The organism is Halomonas sp. B23F22_10, from assembly GCF_043496975.1.
Lineage (GTDB): Bacteria > Pseudomonadota > Gammaproteobacteria > Pseudomonadales > Halomonadaceae > Halomonas > Halomonas smyrnensis.
The window spans coordinates 484,516-504,071 of record NZ_JBIEKF010000001.1 but is presented as its reverse complement, the minus strand read 5'-3'; the positions used below and the strand labels follow the sequence as shown (position 1 = coordinate 504,071).

Annotated in this window: 17 protein-coding genes; 1 reads left to right on the top strand and 16 read right to left on the bottom strand. The window is 69.9% G+C overall.

Translation table 11 applies throughout. From position 1 onward, the window contains the following. Positions 1-24: 24 nt before the first annotated feature. From ACGTNF_RS02220 to leuC, 16 genes are all read right to left on the bottom strand, one after another. Positions 25-603, bottom strand: coding sequence for a cytochrome b (locus ACGTNF_RS02220; protein WP_394600259.1), 579 nt, complete (start codon positions 601-603; stop codon positions 25-27). A 138-nt stretch (positions 604-741) separates the two neighbouring features. Then, positions 742-1,938 (bottom strand): O-succinylhomoserine sulfhydrylase, encoded by a 1,197-nt coding sequence (locus ACGTNF_RS02215; RefSeq protein ID WP_394600258.1) that lies wholly within the window; start codon positions 1,936-1,938, stop codon positions 742-744. A 12-nt stretch (positions 1,939-1,950) separates the two neighbouring features. Beyond that, entirely contained in the window at positions 1,951-3,471 is a 1,521-nt protein-coding gene (purF, locus tag ACGTNF_RS02210; RefSeq protein ID WP_394600257.1) for an amidophosphoribosyltransferase, read from the bottom strand. Positions 3,472-3,520: 49 nt separating this feature from the next. Beyond that, positions 3,521-4,093 carry a CvpA family protein gene (locus tag ACGTNF_RS02205; protein ID WP_016854621.1) on the bottom strand — a complete coding sequence of 191 codons (573 nt, stop codon included), beginning with the start codon at positions 4,091-4,093 and terminating at the stop codon, positions 3,521-3,523. A 4-nt stretch (positions 4,094-4,097) separates the two neighbouring features. Further along, a complete protein-coding gene (locus ACGTNF_RS02200) occupies positions 4,098-4,784 on the bottom strand; it encodes an SPOR domain-containing protein (RefSeq protein WP_394600256.1) in 687 nt (228 codons plus the stop codon). Further along, complete coding sequence (folC, locus tag ACGTNF_RS02195) at positions 4,781-6,127, bottom strand: bifunctional tetrahydrofolate synthase/dihydrofolate synthase (protein WP_394600255.1); 1,347 nt, start codon at positions 6,125-6,127, stop codon at positions 4,781-4,783. Before folC ends, ACGTNF_RS02200 begins: the two co-directional genes overlap by 4 nt. Positions 6,128-6,134: 7 nt before the next feature. Beyond that, entirely contained in the window at positions 6,135-7,121 is a 987-nt protein-coding gene (gene accD / locus ACGTNF_RS02190; RefSeq protein ID WP_394600254.1) for an acetyl-CoA carboxylase, carboxyltransferase subunit beta, read from the bottom strand. Between the two features lie 73 nt (positions 7,122-7,194). Beyond that, complete coding sequence (trpA, locus tag ACGTNF_RS02185) at positions 7,195-7,998, bottom strand: tryptophan synthase subunit alpha (protein ID WP_394600253.1); 804 nt, start codon at positions 7,996-7,998, stop codon at positions 7,195-7,197. Positions 7,999-8,007: 9 nt separating this feature from the next. After that, positions 8,008-9,222, bottom strand: a complete 1,215-nt coding sequence (gene trpB, locus ACGTNF_RS02180) for a tryptophan synthase subunit beta (protein ID WP_394600251.1) — start codon at positions 9,220-9,222, stop codon at positions 8,008-8,010. Positions 9,223-9,282: 60 nt separating this feature from the next. Then, positions 9,283-9,924: a phosphoribosylanthranilate isomerase gene (locus ACGTNF_RS02175; protein ID WP_394600249.1), complete on the bottom strand. Its 642-nt coding sequence runs from the start codon at positions 9,922-9,924 to the stop codon at positions 9,283-9,285. Beyond that, positions 9,917-10,864, bottom strand: coding sequence for a tRNA pseudouridine(38-40) synthase TruA (gene truA / locus ACGTNF_RS02170; RefSeq protein WP_394600248.1), 948 nt, complete (start codon positions 10,862-10,864; stop codon positions 9,917-9,919). Before truA ends, ACGTNF_RS02175 begins: the two co-directional genes overlap by 8 nt. 7 nt (positions 10,865-10,871) lie before the next feature. Next, positions 10,872-13,436 carry a FimV/HubP family polar landmark protein gene (locus tag ACGTNF_RS02165; RefSeq protein ID WP_394600246.1) on the bottom strand — a complete coding sequence of 855 codons (2,565 nt, stop codon included), beginning with the start codon at positions 13,434-13,436 and terminating at the stop codon, positions 10,872-10,874. A 288-nt stretch (positions 13,437-13,724) separates the two neighbouring features. Then, entirely contained in the window at positions 13,725-14,837 is a 1,113-nt protein-coding gene (asd, locus tag ACGTNF_RS02160) for an aspartate-semialdehyde dehydrogenase (protein ID WP_394600245.1), read from the bottom strand. Positions 14,838-15,003: 166 nt separating this feature from the next. Next, positions 15,004-16,083 (bottom strand): 3-isopropylmalate dehydrogenase, encoded by a 1,080-nt coding sequence (gene leuB / locus ACGTNF_RS02155; RefSeq protein WP_152478707.1) that lies wholly within the window; start codon positions 16,081-16,083, stop codon positions 15,004-15,006. Between the two features lie 174 nt (positions 16,084-16,257). Beyond that, positions 16,258-16,911, bottom strand: a complete 654-nt coding sequence (gene leuD / locus ACGTNF_RS02150; protein ID WP_394600244.1) for a 3-isopropylmalate dehydratase small subunit — start codon at positions 16,909-16,911, stop codon at positions 16,258-16,260. Positions 16,912-16,914: 3 nt separating this feature from the next. After that, on the bottom strand, positions 16,915-18,366 hold the full coding sequence (leuC, locus tag ACGTNF_RS02145; protein WP_394600243.1) for a 3-isopropylmalate dehydratase large subunit: 1,452 nt from the start codon (positions 18,364-18,366) through the stop codon (positions 16,915-16,917). Positions 18,367-18,632: 266 nt separating this feature from the next. On the opposite strand from leuC, the gene ACGTNF_RS02140 reads away from it, so the two are divergent. Beyond that, the gene (locus tag ACGTNF_RS02140) at positions 18,633-19,529 is read left to right on the top strand and encodes a LysR family transcriptional regulator (RefSeq protein WP_394600241.1); all 897 of its coding nucleotides are present in this window, start codon (positions 18,633-18,635) and stop codon (positions 19,527-19,529) included. Positions 19,530-19,556 lie beyond the last annotated feature (27 nt).

Sequence of the window (19,556 nt, the reverse complement as noted above, 5' to 3'; positions counted from 1 at the left end):
TAACTCCTTGCGTGACTCGATGGGTCAGTGGGAAGCGGGCCCGCCGCGGCGGCGAGCCCGGGTGTAACGGGGCGAGAGCATGCGCAGCAGGGTGTCGTGACGATCCACCCAGTGATGCTTGAACGCGGCGAGGCCATGGCCACCGGCGAGCAGCATCAGCGCCAGCGCCGCATACCAGTGGACGCTGCCGGCGACGCTGGCCTGGCGGGGCAGCCCGCTGATTAGCGCCGGCACCTCGAAGAGGCCGAAGACGTCGATGCCGGCCCCCTCCGCGGTGGAGATCAGATAGCCGCTGACCAGCACCAGCAGCATCAGCGCGTAGAGCCCGGCATGGCCGAGGTGAGCGGCCAGGCGCTCCAGGCGCGAGCCAGGCAGCGCCGGCGTCGGCTGCAGCACCCGCCACGCCAGCCGGCCCAGGGTCACGGCGAAGACCAACACGCCCACGGAACGATGCCACCAGGGCGCCAGATGATACCAGTCGTCGTAGTAACCGAGACCGGTCATCCACCAGCCGAGCACGAACAGCCCGACGAAGGCCAGCGCACTCAGCCAGTGCAGCAGGATGCTGGTCAGTCCCCAGCCAGAAGAGGTATTACGCCACATGAGCGCTCCCGAACGCGGATCACAAGGCACCAGACTACCCGAACGCGACGGGGGAATCCGCTGAAAAAAGATGAATGCTTCGTGCGGAAATTCCGCATGCCGCCCGCTTGAACGGCATGCGAACGCCTTGGCATCGGCCTAGACGAGGGTGTCGAGGCCGCGAGCCAGGTCGGCCTGGATGTCGGCGATGTCCTCGAGGCCCACCGCAATGCGGATCAGGCCCTCGCGAATGCCGGCGGCGGCCTTCTGGTCGTCGGAGAGGCGACCGTGGGTGGTGGTGCCGGGATGGGTGATGGTGGTCTTGACGTCGCCCAGGTTGCCGGTGATCGACAGCATCTCGGTGGCATCGATCACCGACCAGGCGCCTTCCCGGCCGCCCTTCACCTCGACGCCGAGCACCGCGCCGAACGCCTTCTGCTGACGCGCGGCCAGCTCATGCTGCGGATGACCGGCCAGCCCGCTGTAATACACCCGCTCCACCGCCGGATGGGCCTCGAGCCACTCGGCCAGACTAAGCGCGTTGGCGCAGTGGGCCTTCATGCGCAGCCCCAGGGTCTCCAGGCCCTTGGTGAAGATCCAGGCGTTGAACGGGCTCATGCAGGGCCCGCAGGTACGCACCACGCCGTAGACTTCCTGCAGCAGCGCGTCGGGGCCGACCACCGCGCCGCCAACGGCACGCCCCTGGCCGTCCAGGTACTTGGTGGCGGAGTGGATCACCAGATCCGCCCCCAGCGCGATAGGCGTCTGCAGCGCCGGGGTCAGGAAGCAGTTGTCGATCGCCAGCCAGGCACCGTGGCGATGGGCGATCTCGGCCAGTGCCGGGATGTCGCCCACCTCGGACAGCGGATTGGACGGCGTCTCGGCGAACAGCAGCCTGGTCGCCGGCGTGATCGCCGCCTCCCAGGCCGCCAGGTCGGAGAGCTCGACGTAGCGGGTGGTGATGCCGAACTTGCCCAGGTACTTGTCGAACAGGCTGACCGTGGAGCCGAACAGCGAGCGCGAGGCGACGATCTCGTCGCCGGCCTGCAGCAGCGCCAGCGCCGTGGACAGGATCGCCGACATGCCGGAGCTGGTCGCCACGCAGCGCTCGCCGCCCTCCAGGGCGGCGAGGCGGCGCTCGAAGGTCTGCACCGACGGGTTGGTGAACCGCGAGTAGACGTTGCCCGGCTCCTGGCCGCCGAACTTGCGCGCCGCTTCGGCGGCGCTACCGTAGACGAAGCTCGAGGTCGGAAAGATCGGCTCGCCGTGCTCCTGCTCGGCGGTACGGTGGTGCCCGGAGCGGATCGCCAGGGTATCGAGCCCCCAGTCCTGCTCGGGAATGGTGTCGTCGTGCATGGCGCCTCCCTGTCAGTCGGTGTCGTCTTCCTGATTGTGCATGCCCACCAGCGCGTGGTCGCCGGCGCTCTGCTCGGACTTGGCGTCGTCGTTGCGGCTGGCTTCCAGGGCGGCCAGATAGGCGTCATCGATGTCGCCGGTGGGATAGCGGCCATCGAACACCGAGCAGTCGAACTCGTCCAGCGCCGGGTTGATCTCGCGACAGGCCGTCTTCAGGTCCTCGAGGTCCTGGTAGATCATGCGGTCGGCGCCGATCAGCTCGCCCACCTCGTCCTCGGTGCGGCCGTGAGCGATCAGCTCGCTGGCCGCCGGCATGTCGATGCCGTAGACGTTGGGATAGCGCACGGGCGGCGCCGCGGAGGCGAAATACACGTTCTTCGCGCCGGCTTCCCGGGCCATCTGGATGATCTGGTTGCAGGTGGTGCCACGCACGATGGAATCGTCGACCAGCAGCACGTTCTTGCCCTCGAACTCGATGTCGATGGCATTGAGCTTCTGGCGCACCGACTTCTTGCGCTGGGTCTGCCCCGGCATGATGAAGGTCCGCCCAATGTAGCGGTTCTTCATGAAGCCTTCGCGGTAGGTCACGCCCAGGTGCTGAGCCAGCTCCAGGGCCGAGGTCCGCGAGGTGTCGGGAATCGGGATCACCACGTCGATGTCATGATCCGGCCACTCGTGCTTGATGCGATCGGCGAGCTTGCGGCCCATCGCCATGCGGGTGCCGTAGACATAGGCGCCGTCAAGCAGGGTATCCGGGCGCGCCAGATAGACGTGCTCGAAGATGCAGGAGGTCAGACGCGGTGCGTCGGCGCACTGCTGGGTGTGGATCTCGCCGTCCATGCTGACGAAGATCGCCTCGCCCGGGGCCAGGTCGCGATGCAGCTTGAAGCCACCCACGTCCAGCGCCACCGACTCGGAGGCGATCATCACTTCCTGGCCCTCGCCCTCGTCGCGGCTGCCGAACACCACCGGGCGGATGCCGTGCGGGTCACGGAAGGCCACCATGCCCACGCCGTTGATGATGGCCACCGCGGCGTAGCCGCCCAGGCAGCGACGATGCACGCGACGCACGGCGTCGAAGATGTCGCCCGGCGCCAGGTGCGGCCCCTGCTTGCCCAGCTCGTGGGCGAAGACGTTGAGCAGCACCTCGGAGTCGGAGCTGGTGTTGATGTGGCGCAGGTCGGAGGAGAACAGCTCCTGCTTGAGCTGGTCGGCGTTGGTCAGGTTGCCGTTGTGGGCCAGCGAGATGCCGTACGGCGAGTTGACGTAGAACGGCTGGGATTCCGCCTCACTGGAGGAGCCGGCCGTGGGATAGCGCACGTGGCCGATGCCCAGGTTACCCTGGAGACGTGCCATGTGGCGGGTGTGGAAGACGTCGCGCACCAGACCGTTGCTCTTGCGCAGCAGGAAGCGACCGTCGTTCCAGGTCATCATGCCGGCGGCATCCTGGCCTCGGTGCTGGAGCACCGTCAGGGCATCGTAGATCCCCTGGTTCACCGCCTGCTTGGCCATCAGGCCCACGATACCGCACATTACACCTTACCTCGCTTGCCTTGGTTGGGCGGCACTGCGGCCGCCTCGATCAATCATGTCGGGGGGTAGCGATCCGCTCGTCCGGTGCCTGCGATGGCATCAGCGAGGCGGGATCGCCGAGGGATTCGGGGGATACCGGCAGCCGCCCTTCCCAGGCGGCCAGGCGGCCGATCGCCCAGTCCTTCAGCTGCTGGAAAGGAGGCCGCAGGCTGGCCTGCTGCCAGGCCTCGAGTTGTTGCAAGGGGGTCAGGCCGATCAGCAGGGTCGCCACCACCAGGATGGCGCCGCCCTTGGCCAGGCCGAAGGCGGCACCGGCCACGCGGTTGAGCAGGCCCATGCCGACCCACTCCACGGCGGCCTGAATCAGGCGGATGATCACCCCGCAGGCCAGGATCACGCCCAGCACCACCAGCACGAAGGCCAGGATCAGACGCCCGTCGGGGCTGTCGATCAGGCCATCGAGCTGGGCGGCCAGGGGCGCGGCGAGCCAGCGCGCCGCCAGCAGCGCCACCACCCAGGCCGCCAGGCCCAGGGCCTCGCGGACCAGGCCGCGCACCAGCCCGGCGATACCGGTGACGGCGAGCACCGCCACGAACAGCCAATCCAGCCAGGTCAGGGTCATGACCTTATTCCGTCTCCACCAGCAGGCCCTGAAGATTGAGGTCGGCCTTGAGCTCGGTCATCGCCTGCTCGGCGACCTCGCTGCTGGCATAGGGCCCGACGTATACGGTGGTCAGATCGTTGTTGCGCGGACGCCGATAGGCGGGAAAGCCCTGATCCTCGAGGCGTGTCTCGAGGCGCTCGGCGTTGGCCGGCTCGCCGAAGCTGCCCACCTGCACCGCCCACTCGCCGCCGGAGACCGCCTCACGGGTCGGCGCGTCGGCGGCCGCCATGCGCTCATCGGCGGCGCGGGCCAGATCGGCGATGGGGTCCGAGGCGGGCGCATCGGCCTCGGACGACGCCGCGGCATCATCGGAACTGGCCGTCGCCTCGACCTCGGCCGGACGCTCCTGCGCCGTGTCCTGGTCGGTCGACGCGCCGTCGGAGGACGAGGCATCGACCGACGCCTGTCCCGCCTCGACCGAGAGGACGTCATCGCCCGCCGACGCCGGGTCGCTGGACGACAGCTCGTCCGGAGGCTCGGGCGCCTCCGGCTCGCGGTGCGGCACCTCGATCGGCTGCTCGATGCTCATGGTCGGCTGCGGGCGATCTTCCCGCGGCGCCGGATCATCGAACAGCAGCGGCAGGAAGATCACCGCCAGGGCCAACAGGATCAGCGCACCGCTGATCCGCTCTCGCCATCCGTACTTCATCTCGTTCCCTCGCTGCCGGCCTCCGCGGCAGCCTGCGCCGGCTCGGCCCAGGCCGCCAGTACATCGGCCACGGTGAAGAAGGAGCCACAGACCAGGACTCGGTCCGCCGGGCTCAGCCGCTCGCTCAGCCAGGCCACGCCGACCGCCGGGGAGTCGGCCCGGTGCCACACCGGCTGGCCGAGCGCCTCGAGGGTCTCGGCCAGCGCCTCGGCGCTGCGCGCCCGATCGCCCGCCAGGCTCACCGGCAGCCAGGCGTCGATCGCCGGCGCCAGGGCGCCGATCACGCCCTCGGCGTCCTTGTCGGCGAGCATGCCCAGCAGGGCGACGGTGCGCCCCTCGCAGGGCCGCTCGGCCAGGCGTTCGGCCAGGTAGGTCGCGGCATGGGGATTGTGACCGACGTCCAGGCACCACTGGCCGCGCCACTGCATGCGCCCGGGCAGCTCGACGCCGGCCAGGGCTCGCCGGCAGGCCTCGGGCTGCAACGCCCAGCCGCCCAGCGCGAAGGCCTGCAGCGCGGTGGCGGCGTTGTCCAGCGGCAGGCCCGGATCGGGCAGCGCCTCGAGGCGCGCCTCGGCGCCCGCGGCATCATGCCCCTGCCAGGTCCAGCCGCCCTCGCCCGCTTCTCGGCCGAGGGTCTCGCGCCGGCATGCGGCACGCGTGAATGCCGTGCCCAGGGCATGCACCTCGGCGCCCAGCGCCTCGGCGGTGGCGGCCACGCTTTGCGGAAGTGCCTGGCTGCCCAGCACCGCGGGGCGGCCCGCGCGCAAGATACCGGCCTTCTCGCGGCCGATGACCTCGAGGTCGTCACCCAGATAGGCGGCATGGTCGCGGGCGATGGTGGTCACCACCGCCACGTCGGCGTCGAGCACGTTGACCGCATCCAGGCGGCCGCCGAGGCCGACCTCGAGGATGGCGAGCTCGGGCGCACGCTCGCGGATGGCGTGCAGCGCGCCCAGGGTACCGGCCTCGAAGTAGGTCAGGCTGATCGGCTCGCCGTCGAGACGCGCGGCCTCGACGGCCTCGAAGCCCGCCACCAGCTCGGCATCGCCGGCCTCAACGCCGTCGAGGCGCAGGCGCTCGTTGTAGCGCAGCAGATGGGGCGAGGTGTAGGTGGCCGTGCCGATCCCGTGTGCCCGGGCCAGCGACTCCAGCATGGCCACGGTGGAGCCCTTGCCGTTGGTGCCGGCCACGGTGATCACGCGCCCGGCGATGGGCCCATCGAGCAGCCCCATGCGCCGGGCGACCTCGGCCACTCGCTCGAGGCCGAGGTCGATGCTCACCGGGTGCGCCGCCTCCAGCCGCGCCAGCCAGTCCTCGAGGGAAGCGGAACGAGCGTCGTTCATGTGGCGATCAACGCTCGGCGTCCTGACGCGGTTCGGCGCCGTCGTCCGCCGCCGGCTCGAACGGGACGTCCTCGGCCTGCTGAGCGGCGTCGACCAGATCCGGCTCGGCGTCCTCGGGCGCGTCGGCCGGGCCGTTGGTCGGCTGGTGGGTCAGCTTGCGCAGCACGCCGCCGAGGCGCTCACGCATCTCGTGGCGGTGGACGATCATGTCCACGGTGCCGTGCTCGAGCAGGAACTCGCTGCGCTGGAAGCCTTCCGGCAGCTTCTCGCGCACGGTCTGCTCGATGACCCGCGGGCCGGCGAAGCCGATCAGGGCGTTGGGCTCGGCGACGTTGAGGTCACCGAGCATCGCCAGCGACGCGGAAACGCCGCCGAAGACCGGGTCGGTCAGCACCGAAATGTAGGGCACGCCGGCCTGCTTGAGCTTCTCCAGCGCGGCGGAGGTCTTGGCCATCTGCATCAGCGAGAACAGCGCCTCCTGCATGCGCGCACCGCCCGAGGCGCCGAAGCACACCAGCGGCACGCCGTCTTCCAGGGCCTGCTCGGCGGCGCGCACGAACTTCTCGCCCACCACGGCGCCCATGGAGCCGCCCATGAAGGTGAACTCGAAGGCCACCGCCACCACCGGCAGGCCGTCCAGCTGGCCGCGCATGGCGATCAGGGCGTCCTTCTCGCCGGTGGCCTTCTGGGCCGCGGTCAGGCGGTCCTTGTACTTCTTGGAATCACGGAACTTGAGGCGGTCGACCGGCTCGAGCTCGGCGGACAGCTCCTCGCGGCCCTCCTTGTCGAGGAACCAGTCGAGACGCTTGCGTGCCGTGAGACGCAGGTGATGCTCGCACTTGGGACAGACGTGGTGATGCTTTTCGAGTTCAGGCAGGTACAGCACCCCATCGCACTTGGGACACTTGCGCCACAGACCATCCGGTACGGTCGAACGGCGGTCCTTGCGCTGAATGCGGCCCACCGAGGGCACGATCTTGTCTAGCCAGCTCATGTCAGAAACGCTTCCATTTTTTGCGGTCGCCCCATCTTGAGGGGGCGACTGACGAATCGGTGTTCGGGGTCTGTCAGGCGTCCAGGGCCTGGCGCATCTCGCCCAGCACGGCTTCCAGCTCGGCGGGAATCGCCTCGGGCCGCTCGGCATGCTCGGCGATGCGCGAGACCAGCGCACTGCCGACGATCACCCCGTCGGCCACGCGGCCGACCTCGGCGGCCGAGGCCCCGTCGCGGATACCGAAGCCGACGCACAGCGGCAGCTCGGTCATTTCGCGCAGCGGCGCCAGGTGCTCGGCAACGTCGGCGGCATCGACGCTGGCACCGCCCGTGACGCCCTTGAGCGAGACATAGTAGAGATAGCCTTCGCCATGGGCGCATATTGTAGCGGCCCGGGCCCGGGAAGTGGTAGGGGCGACCAGGAAGATCGAGGCCAGACCGCGCGCCTTGAGCGCCGGCCCCATCAGATCGGCCTCCTCCGGCGGCATGTCGACCAGCAGCACGCCGTCGATGCCGGCGTCCCGCGCGGCGTCGGCGAAGGCCTCGAGGCCCATCCGCTCGACCGGGTTGAGATAGCCCATCAGCACCACCGGGGTCTCGGCGTCGCCGCGACGGAACTCGCGCACCATCTCGATCAGGTCGGTCAGGCGCACGCCGTGCACCAGGGCCCGCTCGCAGGCCTTCTGGATCACCGGGCCATCGGCCATGGGGTCGGAGAACGGCACACCCAGCTCGATGACGTCGGCGCCGGCCCGCACGAGGGCGTGCATGAAGCCCACGGTGTGCTCGGGGGCGGGGTCGCCGGCGGTGATGTAGGGAATCAGCGCGCGGCGGCCCTCTTCCTTCAGCGCGGCGAAGCGTTGGTCGATACGATTCATCGGTGTCCCCTAGAGTTCGATGCCGTCGAGCTTGGCGACCGTCAGGATATCCTTGTCGCCGCGTCCGGAGAGGTTGACCACGATATGCTGGTCGGGCCGCATCTGCGGCGCCAGCACCCTGGCATGAGCCAGCGCATGGGCCGACTCCAGCGCCGGCATGATGCCCTCGACGTGGGTCAGCTCGCGGAAGGCCTCGAGCACGGCGTCGTCGTCCGCCGCCACGTAGTTGACCCGGCCCACGTCCTTCCAAAGCGCATGCTCGGGCCCCACGCCCGGATAGTCGAGCCCGGCGGAGATCGAATGGGTGTCGCTGACCTGACCGCCCTCATCGGACATCAGGTAGGTGCGATTGCCGTGCAGCACGCCGCGCGGCGCGCCGGAGGCCAGCGGCGCGGCATGACGCCCGGTGGCCACGCCATCGCCGCCGGCCTCGACGCCGACCATGGCGACCCCGTCGTCCTCGACGAAGGGATAGAACAGCCCCATGGCGTTGGAGCCGCCGCCCACGCAGGCGATCAGCGCATCGGGCAGGCGACCGAACTCCTCCACCGACTGGCGGCGGGCCTCGCGGCCGACCACGGCGTTGAAGTCGCGCACCAGCATCGGATAGGGATGCGGCCCGGCCACGGTGCCGATGATGTAGAAGGTGTTGTCGACGTTGGTCACCCAGTCGCGCAGCGCCTCGTTCATGGCGTCCTTGAGGGTGCGGGTGCCGGACTCCACCGGAATCACCTTGGCGCCGAGCAGGCGCATGCGGTAGACGTTGAGCTTCTGGCGCTCGACGTCCTCGGCGCCCATGTAGACCTCGCACTCGAGCCCCAGACGCGCCGCCACGGTGGCGGTGGCCACGCCGTGCTGACCGGCGCCGGTCTCGGCGATCACCCGCGGCTTGCCGCTCTTCTTCGCCAGCAGCGCCTGGCCGATGGTGTTGTTCACCTTGTGGGCGCCGGTGTGATTCAGGTCCTCGCGCTTGAGCCAGATCTGGGCGCCACCGAGACGCTGCGACCATCGCTCGGCGTGATAGAGCGGCGATGGCCGACCGACGTAGTGGGACAGGTCATGGTCGAACTCGGCCTGGAACTCCGGATCGTCGCGCAGCTGCGCGTAGGTCTTCTCCAGATCCTCCAGGGCGAAGCTCAGAGTCTCCGAGACGAATCGGCCGCCGTAGGGGCCGAAGTGGCCGCGGGCATCCGGCAGCCGGGTCAGGTCGCTGAACTTGCTCACAAGGACACCTCACAGGGTCGCCAGTAGGGAATGGACGGGACGCCGCTTCGACAGCGAGGGTCAGGCATCGGCGCATCTGACCGCACGGAGAAACTCGGCCATTGCCGCGCCGCCCTTGATGCCGGGCGCGGTCTCGATGCCGCCTGACACATCCACCGCCAGGGGGTGCACCGCGGCGATGGCCTCGGCCACGTTGGCCGGCGTCAGGCCTCCGGCGAGAATAACAGGTTTCGCCAGGCGCGCGGGGATGCGCGACCAGTCGAAGGTCTCGCCGGTGCCGCCGGGCACGCCGGGGCGGTAGGCGTCGAGCAGCAGCGCCCGGGCGCCGGCGTAGTCGCGGGCGGCGGCGTGGAGATCCAGACCGTCGCGCATACGCAGCGCCTTGATCCAGGGCCGGGGGGCGGCCGCGCAGAACGCCGGCGTCTCCTCGCCGTGGAACTGCAGCAGGTCCAGATGCTCGGCGGCCTGGGCCACCAGCGCCGCGTCGGGATCGACGAACAGCCCGACCCGGGTGACGAAGGCCGGCACCCGAGCGGCCAGCGCGGCCAGGCGCTCGAGATCCACCGCCCGCTTGCTGCCGGTCCACAGCACGAAGCCCAGGGCATCGGCGCCGGCCGCCACCGCGGCATCGACGTCCTCGGCGCGGGTCAGGCCGCAGAACTTGATGCGGGTACGGCCGAGGGCCGCGCCATGCTCAAGCATCGTCGCCCTCCTCCGCCGCCAGCGCCGCCGCGGCGTTGGCCGCCCGGGAGCGGTCGCGCCGGTAGGCGGCCATGGGCGAATCGGGCACCGCCCGCTCGCCGCTCCACTCGCCGAGGAAGGCCAGCAGATTGGGACCGAGCGGCTCGTCGGGCAGCCCCCAGCTCTCGTCGAAGAGGCAGTCGACGAAGTGCAGGCCGTGGGCCGGCGCAGTGACGTCGCCCAGGGTGCGATCACGCAGGGTCAGCAGCCGGGCGATATGGCCCTCGTCCTGGGCGCCGCGCCCCACCGACATCAGCGCCCCGGCGATGTTGCGGATCATGTGATGCAGGAAGGCGTTGCCCTGCACGTCGATGACCACCAGCGGGCCGTAGCGATTGACCTCGATGAAGTGCAGGTGCCGCCAGGGCGTTATCGACTGACAGCCGGCGGCGCGGAAAGTGGAGAAGTCGTTCTCGCCGACCAGCGCCTGGGCGGCGCGATGCATCGCCTCGGCGTCGAGCGGATCGCGGCACCAGGTCACGTTGTGGCGCTCGAGCACCGGCGGGCTGGTGCGATTGAGGATCACGTAGCGATAGCGCCGCGCCAGCGCCGAGAAGCGGGCATGAAAGTCGTCGGCCACCGGCTTGACCCAGCGCACCGCGATGTCACGGGGCAGGTTGGCATTGGTGCCGAACACCCAGGCCTTCTCCGAACGCGGCGAAGGCGGGTCGAAGTGAATCACCTGGCGGGTGGCGTGCACGCCGGAGTCGGTGCGGCCACTGCACATCACCGAGACCGGCGCGGCGGCCACGCGGGACATCGCCTTTTCCAGGGAGGCCTGCACCGAGGCGCTGTGCTTGAGGCGCTGCCAGCCGCAGTAGCCGGTGCCGTCGTATTCCACGGCCATGGCCAGCCGGCCGCGGAGGGGTTGCTTGTCGTCGAGACGATGAAAGAAGGTCATGCGTTCTTCATGGCTGATGGCGGTCGAGCAGGTCGCGGGCCTCTTGCCGGGCGGCGGCGTCATCGGACGCCTCGAGGAAGCGCTCCAGCATGACGCGCGCCTCGCGAGCCTCGCCGACCTCGATCAGGTGGCGTGCCTCGTCCAGGATGGCGGTCGCAGGCGCCGCGTCGTCGGGGCCGTCATTATCCTCGGGCAGCGGCGGGAACGCCACCTCCTCGACGTCCCAGGCCGCCTGATCACGATCACCGCGGGCACCGCGATCGATGTCCTCCTCCGGCGTGAACGCGATCTCCGGCTGACGCGGCGTTTCCTCACGGGGCGCGGCCGGCTCCAGCGGCGGCGGCCGATAATCGATGACCCGAGTGCCGTTATCCTTCGTCCGGGTGGCCACCTGGGGCATCTCCGGCTCAGGCTCTCGCGCCGGCTGCGAGACCGACGCCTCAGGGTCGACGTCGGGCCCACTCGCCCGCCCCGTCCCGCTCGTCGGCTCGGCCGATGCCTCGTGCGGCTGCCGGCCGGGATCGGCGGACGATGCCGCATCGGAGCTGGGCTCGGTGACCGGAGGACGATAGCGCGACAGATCGGACGAGCCCGAGGCCGGGCCCGTCCGTTCGGGCCCGCGCGGGTGGCCTGCCTCGCCGAAGTGACGCGGCTGGCGCTCATCGGCCGCGCCGAAGACCGCACGCTCGGCGGTGGCCGGCGCGTCCTCCGGCTCCTCGGCGGGGCGCCCCATCAGCCGGGCCACCTCGCCGCGGACCACCGCGTCATCGGCATGGCGCAGCCGCTCGGCCTGGGCCTCGGCGGCGACGCGATCGCCCTGCTCCAGCTGCACCCGCATCAGTTTAAGACGCAGGTCCTCGCGCCCCGGATCGCGGGCGACGCTCGCCTCCAGCAGCTCGCGGGCCTGGTCGTAGCGGCCGTAGGCGATGAAGATATCGGCTTCGCTGATCGCCTCAGCCTCCGGCATGGCCGCGCGCACCGAGCGTCCGGACGCGCCCGCGGCGTCGCCTCCGGCCGCCGGGCGCATGACCCGGTTCTCGCCGAAGGCGGCCGCCGGGCGAGTCGGCGCGCCCGCTTCCTCGCGACGCCGACGCACCAGCGCCCACAGCGCCAGCAACAGCGCGATCGCCGCACCGCCCAGCACCAGCGGCCGCTCGACCGCTCCCTGGTAGAGCGCGCCCCACCAGGGACGCGACGGGCCCGCATCGCCGGCGCCCTCGGCCGGCACCACGCCGCCGCCCCCCGACGCATCGACGCCGGCGCCGCCGGCCGCCAGGGCGGCGACCCGGTCGCGCAACGCATCCAGCTCCTCGCGCAGCCCGCCGACCTCATCCTCCAGCGCGTCGCGCTCGGCCTGCACCTCGACCAGGGCCGAACGGCCCTCCTGGAAGCGCTGTTCCAGGCGCAGCAGGCGTTCGTCGTCGGTCAGCCCACCGCGACCGGTGATGGCCGCCAGGACCTCGGGGGCGATCCGCTCGGCGGCGTCGAGAGACGCCGGGGGCATCCTTGTCTCCGCGCTGCCGACCTCGCCGCCGTCTACGCTCGCCGCGTCCCCGGCACCATCGGTATCTACGCCGTCGTCCCCCAGGCCGGCGGCGATCTCCTCGTCGGTCAGCAGGGTCAGGCGCGGCGCCTCGTCGCGCGAGGCCTCGCGTGGCGACTCGGGAGTTGCGGTCTCGTCGGCGATCGTCTCACGCATCTCGCCCCCGCGCATCTCGCCCCCAGGCGTCTCGAGGCCGGACGTTTCCCTCTCGGCCATGGCCGGCTCGGCGGGCCCCAGCGGCACCGGTGCCGGCGCCCCGCCACCGCGACTGGCCCAGGCGCTGCTCATGGCCTGCGCCAGCTCGGCCGATCTTGCCGGCGAACGCGCGGCGATGGCCTCTCGGGAGGGCACGGTCAGGGTGAAGCCGGCACGCATCTCGTTGATGTTGCCGCTGGGGAAGACCTCGGGATTGGCCTCGACCAGCGCCAGCATCATCTGATTCATGCCGATGCCGCTGTCGGGCCGCAGCCGGCCGGCCACCGTCCACAGGGTATCGCCGCTGCGCACCCGGGCCGGATCGCCGGCACCGCCGGAGGACACGCCCCGCGCGGGCGCCGCCGACGCCGGCGATGTCGAGGACGTCGTCGTGGCCAGGCCCACCGACCCGCTGCCCTCGACCAGCGCCGGCATGGCGGCATAGTCGGGCGGGTCGAGCAGCAGTGTCACCTCGCGCAGCTGGCGGCCGCCCGGCCAGTCGAAGCGCAGTAGCAGATCGACCCAGGGCTCGCGCACGGCACGCTCGCTGGAGAGCTCCAGCACCAGCCGCCCCTGGCGACGCCGGACCGCCAGGTCGACGCTGGCCACCAGCGGCGTGCGGATCAGTCCCGCGTCACGATAGGCGTCGGCGTCGGCCAGCGAGGCGTTGAGCAGTCCGACTTCCAGACCGGCGGTGTCGGTCAGCGGAAGGGTGGCGCGCAGCGGCGCGTTGAGCGTCGAGCCGACCTCGGCGCTGCCGAGCCCCAGCGCCAGCGCCAGCGGGCTGACCAGGGAAAGCGGCAGCAGTGTGGTGAGCGATAGCGTGCGTTTCATGGATCCCCTTGCGCCGCCCGGTCGGGCGCGGTGCGCGGCGCCGACCTGGAGCAGTCAATACGATATCTGACTTACTGGTCTAACACTTTCGGCTCGTTGGCGGCTCTCGGCCACCCGCGCCCGTATCTCGCACTTTCAACGTAACCCATTGACCTGCGCCAGGGCGAGCCCGCCCCAACGACAGGCGGGGCGCCTCCCGAAGGAGACGCCCCGCCAGGTCCGCCCACATGAAGCGGAAGGAAATCCACGATTCCGTCACAAGCGCGATCAGGAAACCGGGAATGCCCCTTACTGCTCGCGCAGGATCTTGAGCATGCGCTTGAGCGGTTCGGCCGCGCCCCACAGCAGCTGGTCGCCGACGCTGAAGGCGGACAGGTATTCGCCGCCCATGGCCAGCTTGCGCAGGCGGCCGACCGGCACGGTCAGGGTGCCGGTGGCGGCGGCCGGGGTCAGGCCGTCGATGCTGGCATCCTTGTCGTTGGGGATCAGCTTGACCCAGTCGTTGTGGGTCGCGATGCGCTCCTCGATCTCGTCGAGCGGCACGTCCTGGCGCAGCTTGATGGTGAACGCCTGGCTGTGCGAGCGCATGGCGCCGATGCGTACGCAGAGACCGTCGATCGGCACCGGGTTGTCCTGCAGGCCGAGGATCTTGTTGGTCTCGACGTTGCCCTTCCACTCCTCGCGACTCTGGCCGTTGTCGAGCTTGGAGTCGATCCACGGCAGCAGGCTGCCGGCCAGCGGCGCGCCGAAGTGATCGGTCGGGAACTCGCCGGAGCGCATGGCCGCGGTGACCTTGCGATCGATGTCGAGGATGGCGCTGGAGGGATCGGCGAGCTCGTCGGCCACGCTGTCGCGCAGGCCGCCCATTTGATTGAGCAGCTCGCGCATGTGCTTGGCGCCGGAGCCGGAGGCCGCCTGGTAGGTCATGGAGGTCATCCACTCGACCATGTTGGCCTCGAACAGGCCACCCAGGCCCATCAGCATCAGGCTGACGGTGCAGTTGCCGCCGACGAAGGTCCTGGCGCCGCGGGCCAGCTGCTCGTCGATCACCTTGCGGTTGACCGGGTCCAGCACGATGGTGGCGTCGTCGGCCATGCGCAGGGTGCTGGCGGCGTCGATCCAGTAGCCCTTCCAGCCGCCGTTGCGCAGGTCCTCGTAGACCTTCTTGGTGTAGTCGCCGCCCTGGCAGGTGATGACCACGTCGAGCGCCTTGAGCGCCTCGAGGTCGAAGGCGTCCTTCAGCGGAGGCACCTCAACGCCGACGTCGGGACCGGCCTGGCCAACCTGGGAGGTGGTGAAGAAGATCGGCTCGATGCCGTTGAAGTCTCCATCTTCCACCATCCGCTGCATGAGCACGGAACCCACCATGCCCCGCCATCCGACGAAACCGACTTTCAACATGTGAAGTCCTCCAGAAAGAATTGAACCCGTTAGTCTACAGAAAAAAGCGTGGCCTAACAGCGAGCGCCCGGTTGTCGCGATCGCGACACGAAATGACAGGAAAACGCACGCTTCCTGTCACTTTCATCGCCTCGAGCGCCTCGCCGACACGCCACTCCTCGGGCGATCAGAGCGCCTCGAAGGCCGCCAGCACGGCGTCACCCATCTCGCGGGTGGAAACGCGGGGCGCGCCCTCGGCCGCGATATCGGCGGTGCGCAGGCCATCGTCGAGCACCTTGCCCACGGCGGCCTCGATGCGCTCGGCCAGCTCGGCCTCGCCCAGCGAGTAGCGCAGCATCATCGCCACCGAGAGGATGGTGGCCAACGGATTGGCCAGGCCCTGACCGGCGATGTCCGGGGCACTGCCGTGACAGGGCTCGTACATGCCCTGACCGGATTCGTTCAGCGAGGCCGAGGGCAGCATGCCGATGGAGCCGGTGAGCATGGCGGCGGCATCGGAGAGGATGTCGCCGAACATGTTGCCGGTGACCACCACGTCGAACTGCTTGGGCGCGCGGACCAGCTGCATGGCGGCGTTGTCGACGTACATGTGCGACAGCTCGACGTCCGGGTATTCCGGCGCCAGCCGCTCCATGACCTCGCGCCACAGCATGGTGACCTCGAGCACGTTGGCCTTGTCGACGGAGCACAGCTTCTTGCCCCGCTTCTGGGCCATCTCGAAGGCGACGCGACCGATGCGTTCGATCTCGGCCTCGGAGTAGACGTAGGTGTTGTAACCGACCCGCTGGCCATCGCGCTCCTCGATGCCGCGCGGCTGGCCGAAGTAGATGCCGCCGGTGAGCTCGCGCACGATCATGATGTCGAGACCGGATACCAGCTCGGGCTTGAGGCTGGAGGCCTCCGCCAGCTGCGGGTAGAGCAGCGCCGGGCGCAGGTTGCCGAACAGGCCGAGCTCCTTGCGCAGGCCCAGCAGGCCCTTCTCGGGCCGCTTGCTGATGTCCTCGAGCTTGTCCCACTTGGGGCCGCCCACCGCGCCCAGCAGCACGGCATCGGCGGCCCTGGCCTTGGCCAGGGTGCTCTCGGGCAGCGGCGAGCCCTCGAGATCGTAGGCGGTGCCGCCGACCGGCGCCTCCTCGACCTCGACGTCGAGGCCGCGGGCCTGGCAGGCGGCCAGCACGCGGCTGGCCTGAGCGGTGATTTCCGGGCCGATGCCGTCGCCCGGGAGAACCAGAATCTTGCGTGTCATCGTGTCTTCCTTGTGTCCTCAGGGCCGGGCGGCCCAAGGGGCGCCGGGGGCAGGCCGCAGAGAAGGTCCTACGCCAGGGATGGCGTCGGTAGCGCCCATGGATGGGTTCACAGCGCCTTCTCGCAGGCCTGCCGCCGGATCAGCCCCGCCGCCCGACTGATGCGGGGTAAAACGTCAGGCGCCTGCCTCATCGCGGAACAGCCAGGGACGCGCGGCGCGATGCTTCTGCTCGAAGGCGCGGATGGCGTCCTCGTCCTGCAGGGTGATGCCGATGTCATCGAGCCCCTCGAGCAGGCAGTGCTTGCGGAAGGCGTCGACCTCGAACTCGAGGACCTCGCCGGACGGCGTGAGGATGCGCTGGGCCTCGAGATCCACGTCGAGGCGATAGCCTTCCTCGGCCTCGGTCTCGTTGAACAGCCGGTCGACCTGCGCCTCGGGGAGCTTGATCAGCAGGATGCCGTTCTTGAAGGCGTTGTTGTAGAAGATGTCGGCGAAGCTCGGCGCGATCACCACCCGGAAGCCGAAGTCGGCCAGCGCCCAGGGCGCGTGCTCGCGGGAGCTGCCGCAGCCGAAGTTCTGGCGCGCCAGCAGCACGCTGGCGCCCTGGTAGCGCGGCTGGTTGAGCACGAAGTCGGGGTTCAGCGGACGCTGCGAGCAGTCCTGCCCCGGCTGGCCCTCGTCGAGGTAGCGCAGCTCGTCGAACAGGTTGACGCCGAAGCCGGTACGCTGGATCGACTTCAGGAACTGCTTGGGAATGATCAGGTCGGTGTCGACGTTGGCGCGATCCAGCGGCGCGACCAGGCCCTGGAGACGTTCGAATTTCTGCATGGCTCAGGCCTCCTGCTGCTGGGTGGCATCGTTGGCGGCAAGCCCGCGAACGTCGACGAAGTGGCCGGCGATGGCGGCGGCGGCGGCCATGGCCGGGCTGACCAGGTGGGTGCGCCCGCCGTAGCCCTGGCGACCCTCGAAGTTGCGATTGGAGGTCGAGGCGCAGTGCTCGCCGGCACCGAGCTTGTCGGCGTTCATCGCCAGGCACATTGAGCAGCCCGGCTCGCGCCACTCGAAGCCCGCCTCGCGGAAGATCGCGTCGAGCCCTTCCGCCTCGGCCTGCTGCTTCACCAGGCCCGAGCCCGGCACCACCATGGCCAGCTTGATGGAATCGGCGACCTTCTTGCCGCGCGCCACCTTGGCGGCCTCGCGCAGGTCCTCGATGCGGGAGTTGGTGCAGGAGCCGATGAACACCTTGTCCAGGCGGATGTCGGTGATCTTCTGCTTAGGCGCCAGCCCCATGTACTCGAGCGCGCGGCTGATGCCGGTGCGTGCGGTATCGTCGACGGCCTCGGCCGGGTCCGGCACTTCACCGCCGATGCCGGTCACCATCTCGGGGCTGGTGCCCCAGCTGACCTGCGGCTCGATGTCCGCGGCGTTCAGGGTCACCACCTTGTCAAAGTCGGCGCCTTCGTCGGACACCAGGCCACGCCAGTCGGCCACCGCGGCCTCCCACTGCTCGGCGCTGGGCGCGTAGTGGCGATCCCTGAGGTAGTCGATGGTGGTGTCGTCCACGGCGATCAGGCCGACCCGCGCGCCCGCCTCGATGGCCATGTTGCAGACCGTCATGCGGCCTTCCATGGACAGCTCGCGGATGGCGCTGCCGGCGAACTCGATGGCGTAGCCGGTGCCGCCGGCGGTGCCGATCTCGCCGATGATGGCCAGCACCACGTCCTTGGCGGTGACGCCGACGCCGAGCTCGCCTTCCACGCGCACCTGCATGTTCTTCATCTTCTGGGCCAGCAGGCACTGGGTGGCCAGCACGTGCTCGACCTCGGAGGTGCCGATGCCGTGGGCCAGCGCGGCGAAGGCGCCGTGGGTGGCGGTGTGGGAGTCGCCGCAGACCACGGTCATGCCGGGCAGGGTCGCGCCCTGCTCCGGACCGACCACGTGCACGATGCCCTGGCGCGGGTCGTTGATGCGGAACTCCTCGATGCCGAACTCGTTGCAGTTGTCATCGAGGGTCTGGACCTGGATCAGCGACACCGGGTCCTCGATGCCGGCGTTGCCCTCGGCCCGCTCCTTGAGCGTGGTCGGGACGTTGTGGTCCGGCGTCGCCAGGTTGGCGTCGATCCTCCACGGGCGGCGGTTTGCCAGGCGCAGGCCCTCGAAGGCCTGGGGCGAGGTCACTTCGTGGAGCAGCTGGCGATCGATGTAGATCAGCGCGGTGCCGTCGTCGCGCTCCTTCACCAGATGCTGCGACCACAGCTTGTCGTAGAGAGTCTGGGCTGCCATCTCGTTCTCCCGGGCCTGGGCCCTGTGCGTGTCCGGTCGGTCTTTTGGTGCTTGGCGCTTGGCGCTTGGCGCTTGGCGCTTGGCGCTTGGCGCTTGGCGCTTGGCGCTTGGCGCTTGGCGCTTGGCGCTTGGCGCTTGGCGCTTGGCGCTTGGCGCTTTTGCAGAAGTGTCCCGCGACGCGCACATAAAAGCAATTCATGTTATTTATTCAAAGGATTCCTGAAAGGAATACATAACTCTCCCAAGCCCACATCGCTGGAGCCCGAATGGATACCCAGAGCCTGCAGGCCTTCCTCGCCGTGGCCGACGGCGGCAGCTTCTCCCGCGCCGGCGAGCAGCTGCATCTCACCCAGCCGGCGGTCAGCAAGCGTATCGCGGTGCTCGAGGATCAGGTCGGGGCGCGGCTGTTCGATCGCATCGGCCGCCGGGTGGCACTGACCGAGGCCGGCCGGCTGCTGCTGCCGCGTGCCCGGCAGATCCTGGTCATGGTGGACGACAGCCGGCGCGCCCTGGGCAACCTGGACGGCCAGGTGGCGGGCAGCCTGACGCTGTCCACCAGCCATCATATCGGCCTGCACCGACTGCCGCCGCTGCTCAAGGACTATACCCGCCAGCATCCCGAGGTGCGGCTCGACCTGCGCTTCGAGGACTCGGAGCAGGCCTACCAGGGCGTGCTCGACGGCACGCTGGAAATCGCCGTGGCCACCCTGGCCCCGCATCCCGACGCCCAGCTCCAGGTGGTGCCGGTGTGGATCGACCGGCTGTGCTTCGTCTGTGCCCACGATCACCCCCTGGCCGCACGAGGCCCGCTGGCCCTGAGCGAGCTGTGCGCCTTCGATGCCGTGCTGCCGGGACCGCTGACCTTCACCCGCGGGTTGATCGAGGCACGCTTCGCCGCCGCCGGCCTGCGCCTGCCGGTGACGCTGTCCACCAACTACCTCGAGACGCTGAAGATGATGACCGCCATCGGCCTGGGCTGGAGCCTGCTGCCGGAAGGTCTCGCGGCCGGCGAACTGCACGTGCTCGAGGTGGATCACCCGCCGATCCAGCGCCCGCTGGGCTATCTGGTGCACCGCAGCCGCACCCTCTCCAACGCCGCCCGGGCGATGCTGGAGCGGCTCGAGGCCGCCCGCAGCCCCGAGGCGATCGCCTGGCAGGCCTGACGAAAGCCAGCGGGAAAGCATGAAAAA